Annotated in this window: 3 protein-coding genes; 1 reads left to right on the plus strand and 2 read right to left on the minus strand. The window is 51.0% G+C overall.

The genetic code is table 11. From position 1 onward, the window contains the following. Both VMT62_13330 and VMT62_13335 read right to left on the minus strand, forming a co-directional pair. Positions 1-903 (minus strand): PAS domain S-box protein (locus tag VMT62_13330; protein ID HVN97405.1); only part of this gene is annotated, 903 nt, incomplete at its 3' end. A gap of 198 nt (positions 904-1101) precedes the next feature. Further along, positions 1102-1866, minus strand: a complete 765-nt coding sequence (locus VMT62_13335) for a 3',5'-cyclic-nucleotide phosphodiesterase (GenBank protein ID HVN97406.1) — start codon at positions 1864-1866, stop codon at positions 1102-1104. A gap of 465 nt (positions 1867-2331) precedes the next feature. Between VMT62_13335 and VMT62_13340 the strand changes: the two genes are divergently transcribed. Beyond that, entirely contained in the window at positions 2332-5931 is a 3600-nt protein-coding gene (locus tag VMT62_13340) for an adenylate/guanylate cyclase domain-containing protein (protein HVN97407.1), read from the plus strand. The last annotated feature ends 187 nt before the right edge of the window (positions 5932-6118 follow it).

Raw genomic sequence — 6118 nt, forward strand, 5'->3', positions numbered from 1 at the left:
GCCCTCTGTCGCATGCTCGACGATAGAACGGAATTTCTCCTCGCTCCTGGCCAGTTCCCTGGTGCGCTCCTCGACAAGTTTTTCAAGATGGTCACGGTGCGCCTTCAGTTCGGCTTCGATACGCTTCCGTTCTGTGAGGTCACGTACGGCGGCAACTCTCAGGCGGCGGCCCCTGAGGTGGAGTTCCCTGGCATTAATCTCGATGGGGAAACAGATCCCGTCTTTCCTGACGCCCATGCTCTCGTACACGCCTTCGCTCTTGGTCCTGACCTTCTCCTCAATGTCGGCTCTGTATTCAGGAGCGATAAAGTTGGTCGTAGGCTTGCCCAGAGCTTCCTCAAGCTCATAGCCGAACATCCGACTTAAGGCGCTGTTCGCATTGATGATGACCCCCTGCTCCATGAATACGATTGCCTCCAGGGATGCTTCCGACAGGTCGCGGAACCGTTCTTCACTCTGGCTGAGGCGTCTCTCTAACTCTTCGCGGTCAGTGACGTCATAGGTAATGACCATTGCGGCTATGACCGACCCCCCAACGGAGCGATACGGTGAATAGACAACCTCACAGTAACGCCGACCCAAGGCTTTGAAACTCACCCACCCTTCGTCGCGCACCTCCGCACCTTTAAAACACCGGTCAAGGTTACCTTTAATTACGTCGTTGAACTTCTCACCCCAAACCTCCTGCACTGTCCTGCCAACGATCTCTCCCTGTGTCTTCCCGTGAGCCTTCGCGTAACAGCTGTTTGCCCAGTGATAGGTATAATGGGGGGCGATCAGGGTTACTGGAATGTTGAGTGCTTCGAGCACTGCAACATGTTCACCGTCTTGCCCACGTTTTGGGATGGTTCCCCGTGCTCGTGCTCGAAGCAAAGTTGATCGGCTGCCGGATGTTCTTCCCATGCGTTCCTCCTGCGGAACAATCTGAACTACAAATGGCGTAACCGCACGATACCCGGAGCACTATAGGAATCGAGGAATCCATGATGATTGCGCTCTCGGAAACTAGACTCGTGCACCAGTCGCCGCATCGAACTCCCTTCTTTCATCTGTAAGCGACGTTCCGCGCATCCATGCTTAATTTACCGTGGGCAATCGACTTCATACGACCAGTATGGACCCTTCTTCAGCCAGGCGAATATTTTCTTTTCCCATCTTGCCCATCTCATGTCGGATCTCATCTTCAAACTCGGACTTTACGTGGGCAACGTAGAAGGTGACATGGTGAAGACCGTGGGTGTCTATCCGTTCAAGAAGAACGGATGGCGTCATGTGTCCGGATCTCTGCGCGAGCCTCGAAAGGCGATCAGGAAAGGCCACGTGGGCTATCACGAATGCCAAATGCTCTTCGAGTTGCGCCACCTTCCAGAATTGTTCCGTTACGCCTGTGTCGGAGGTCATCATGATCGCGTTCTCGCCTTCCTTCACGAGGAATCCGGTAGTGGGTGTCTTGTGGTTCACAGCAATGGCTTTCACGTTTAACCCATGAGCAGTTATCCACCCAAGCGGGTCCAGCGCCTCAAGGCGCACGAAAGACTCCTCCTTGCCTTGCGACAAAGTGAAGTTGGGCCAGAGAATATCGTTGAAGACGTGAAGAGAGAGCGCCTTGATCACTTGTTCATCGGCTAAGACCGTGAGTGACCAACCTTTGTTCAGGGATACCTGCTCCGAGAGAAAGCAAAGACCCTTCACATGATCGAGATGGCTATGGCTGAGGAAGACATGAGAGATCTGCTTTAACTCCCCCGTAGAGAGAGCGTCCGTCACGGCCCCCGCATCGAAAAGGACTCTGTCGTTTACAAGATAAGCAGTAGTTCTACGGTTACCGGTCACATCCCCGCTGCACCCGAGAATTTGGAGTTTCAAGTCTCCTCCAGGGCCGCATAATTGAACGGAAGAACTGCTAATCTAATAAGGTCAGTACTTATTGGAACCTACCTACAAGGATACTCGCAATGGGTCAAGGCGTCAACAGAAACGGTCAGATAATAGCAGCCTTGCATGCGAGCGGGTCAGAGTGGCATCGACTGTTAGGAACTTACAATATCAATTACATAGCTTGGCCGAAGCTTTCGCCTTTGCACAAAGGAGGCCTGTACGAACGACTCGAGCGGCCCTCAGTGCTGGGGTCGGTGAAGGTCGATTATGGAATATCCTTGACGGGGGATTTGTTGGGGGCTAACATTGAATTATAGTTCCCTTTGTCACCTCACACGCAAGACACTTTTGCCCTCTGGGGTACGCAGTGATAAGACTCGAGTACAAAATGTGTCTATACAAGACCTTCAAAGCTGGAGTTCGGTTACCGGAACACCAGGGGGTACATCTGAAATGAAATGTGTGAAATGCGGGTACGAAAATCCAGCGGAAATGAATTTCTGCGGTAAATGCGGCAGCACCCTAACGCACACCGCCAGCGTGGCAGACAAAGCGGATTCTCTCAGACAAGAAATAGCCAACACCCACAGAAATAGTCGAAAACTCGGTACGAATAATGTCACAGTTCAAAAGGATAGAATTGAACCCGAACGCAGACGCGTAACGGTGATGTTCTGTGACATGAAAGATTACACGCAACTGACTCATGAACTCGGCGCCGCAGAGACGTTTGCGATCAGGGGGAAAATTCTTGACATCATGATCCAAGATATTCAGCAGTATGGCGGCACCGTGCATGAAGTGCTGGGAGATGGAATATTGGCTCTCTTTGGTGCTCCTGAGGCGCTGGAAGACGGTCCCCCGCGTGCAATCAGGGCTTCTATTGCGATTCATAAGAATGTGGCTGAGTTCAATAATACGTTGAGTCAAACGCCCCCGATCCTTTTACGTATTGGAATAACCACGGGAACCGTTGTTGCCGGAACGGTGGGCATTGACCTCGGATTTCAGTTCACCCTCGTAGGTGATACGATCAATATGGCTGCCAGGGTGGAAGCACTCGCAGTACCCGGAACAACGTATGTGACCGAAGAGACTTACCAACCGACGAAGGAACTCTTTCATTTCCAACCTTTGGGCAAAAAATTCGTCAAAGGCAAGGAAGAACCAATTTTCGTCTACCGGGTCATATCAGCCAAAGAGGATGTCTACCGCCCCCGCCTGGGCTCGGAACGCATGATCTATTCAGAAATGATGGGGAGGGACAGCGAACTCAATCGTCTTGAATTACAGGTAATTACTGCAATTAATGGGCAAGGGTCGGTAGTTAACATTATCGGCGACGCCGGAATAGGTAAGTCGCGAATGGTGGCTGAACTGAGAAAACGAGACGTGATAAACAGAGTAATCCTATTGGAAGGACGGGCGATTTCGTTTGGGAAAAACCTTAGATTCCACCCGATTATCGACCTTGCGAAGCAATGGGTGGGCATCAGGAGTGATGATGGAGAGGTAGCGTCTTTCCTAAAGCTTCAGGCTGCTGTAAGGATGTTGTTCCCCGACGATTATGGTGAGGTACTTCCTTTTCTGGCAATACTCATGGGGATAGAGCTTACGGGGGACCTGGCGCGGAGGGTGGAGGGGATAGAAGGCGAAGCGCTGAAAAGACTGATCGTGAGAAGCATTGAGGATGTATTAACAAAGGCAGCCGAAACGACACCTCTCGTAATCATTATGGAAGACTTGCACTGGGCTGACGAAAGTACCATCGAGCTTCTGGAATCGGTTTTTCGTCTCGCGCGTACACAACGGATTGTTTTTATCAATGTTTTTCGGCCGGACTACAAGGAAACGGGAGAGCGCATAACTCAGACCGTTAGGGAGCGCCATCCTAATTATTATATGGAGATGGTGCTACAACCCCTGTCTGAAAAGAGCAGCGAAGTACTGATCAGTGGTATGTTGGGGTCCATTCAACCTGGGCTCGTCACGAGCATAGTGGAGCGAACTGGGGGTAATCCGTTCTTCATTGAAGAAATCATACGCTCACTTCTCGATGAAGAAGCTCTCGTTCCGATGGAAGGCAAATTTCAAGTAACGAGGGAGGCCGCGACTCTCTCGATACCTAATACGATAGAAGCCCTGCTGACGGCGAGAATCGACCGATTGAAGGAGCAGACACGTGAGGTGCTTAGAATAGCATCGGTCATTGGAAGATCCTTCTTTCGCCGCATTCTGGAGGAAGTCGCATCCAATATTGACGGCATAAATGAGAGCCTCACCTACCTAAAGGAAATACAACTCCTCCACGAACGAAGGCGATTAGGAGAGTTAGAGTATGTGTTCAAACACGGACTCATCCAGGAGGTCGCGTACGAATCTATCCTGCCCTCGAGGCGAAAGGAGGTTCACCTTAGCGTAGCAAGAGCCATAGAAAAGATCTTCAGTGAAAGGCTCCACGAATGCTACGGGATGCTCGCCTATCATTATGGCAAGGCTGAGAGCCTGGAAGAGGCAGAAGAGTGTTTGATAAAGGCCGGGGAAGAAGCTCTGAGGTCTTCTGCGTCGAACGAGGCGCTTCGCTATTACCAGGAAGCGCTGGTTATCTATGAAAGATTGCAGGGCGAAAACGTTGAACCCGCGAAGCTTGCCATGCTCCAGAAGAATATCGGGCTGGCGCTTTTTAACCGGGGGCAGTACACAGAGGCGGTTGAACATTTTGACAAGGCTCTGAACTATTATTGGGGCACCTTACCAAAGACTTCCGTTTCCAAGACACTGAGGCTTCTGTCAAGTGTCACGACCTTTTTGCTCGCTCTCTACTTGCCGTCGCGATACTTCAAGAAGCGCCCCAGCCAGCGGGATATTGAAGCTGTGGAACTGTATTACAAGAAAGCTGAAGCGCTCGTCATCATCAACCCCAAAAGATTTGTATCGGAATTCTTCTTCTTCCATGCCACGGCCGTCCGCTTCGAACCCAGCAGGTTCAAATTGGGGATTGCTATCTTTGCTGGAGCCAGCACCCTGTTCTCCTTCGGGGGCCTTTCCCTGAGCACGGCCAGAAGAATCGCTGACTATGCAAAGCCCCGGCTGGACCGGGATGACGCCAGGCAGTCCATCATATACGACCTGGTAGACACACAGCACCTTTTCCTGAAGGGGGAGTGGAATCAGATCGCGGAATGCGATCAGGATCTGGTGAGGAGGATACTGAGACTCGGGGAAACGTTTTGGGCCTCAGGGTACTACTACTGGAAAGGGCTCCCACAAATTTACCAGGGCCATTTCGATACAACAAGATTGTTCGTAGCGAAATTGGGCGAAATCGCCGAAACGTATGACAACGATGCTTCCCGCCTCCTGAAATACTTACTGAATATGCAGCTGCTTATTGAATGTCGCCAGATCGAGGAAGCAAGGGCCGAAGTGAATCGAGGCATCGATCTTGTGGTGAGAAAGACCTGGCCACAGTCGGAGTTGTCCATGCAGTCCCTGAAAGCCTCAATCCACCTGCTGATGAAGGAAACGGAAGAAGCCGGAAGAGCTTTGGATCGGGCTCAGCAGATCAGATCCAAGGTGCGTGCCGTTCCCATACAGTTGTCGTTTCTTTTGAGGACCCAGTTTGAATACGACCTCCGCCGCCTTGAAGAAGCACTCTGTAACGGCCAAATGGGCGAATCTTCCGAGTACCGGCGGAATGCCTTCAAGTCAGGAAAGATGCTGATCGACAAGTGCCAGAAAGCGGCACTATTTAAGACCGAAGCATATAGGCTTATGGGCGTTTATAACTGGTTGATCGACGATCAGAAAGGTGCATTCAGGTGGTGGCAAAAGGCAATTAGCGAAGGGACACGCCTGGGCGCCCGTGCCCATCTCGCAAGGACTTTTGCCGAGATTGGTACGCGATGCTGCGTGAGCAACGGTCCATCTTCGGAAATCAATGCAGGAAACGGCAAAGAGTCTCTGCAAAAAGCAAAATCGATGTTCACCGACCTGGGGCTCGAATACGATCTGAAAGATATGAGTTTGCCGATCGATCGACTGAGTCTTTGATCACTTCTGAAAGTTGTCATTAAAGAAAGGAACAGGCTGCTCGAACACATAGTGACTTATTGCATATCTTTAGCCTTCAACAAGGAGTATTGAATCCCGCCTGTAATGTCGATTTTTCTCTGAGGAAGCCTGCTGCTCGCTTCCAAGAAGGAACAATTAAAGCTACCTAATCCCAAACCACTCAGCC

The organism is Syntrophorhabdaceae bacterium (assembly GCA_035541755.1).
Classification (GTDB): Bacteria; Desulfobacterota; Syntrophorhabdia; order Syntrophorhabdales; family Syntrophorhabdaceae; genus PNOF01.

Excerpts from the sequence above, each read along its gene's own strand:
- VMT62_13340 (HVN97407.1), top strand. The coding sequence starts at position 2,332 with ATGAAATGTGTGAAATGCGGGTACGAAAATCCAGCGGAAATGAATTTC.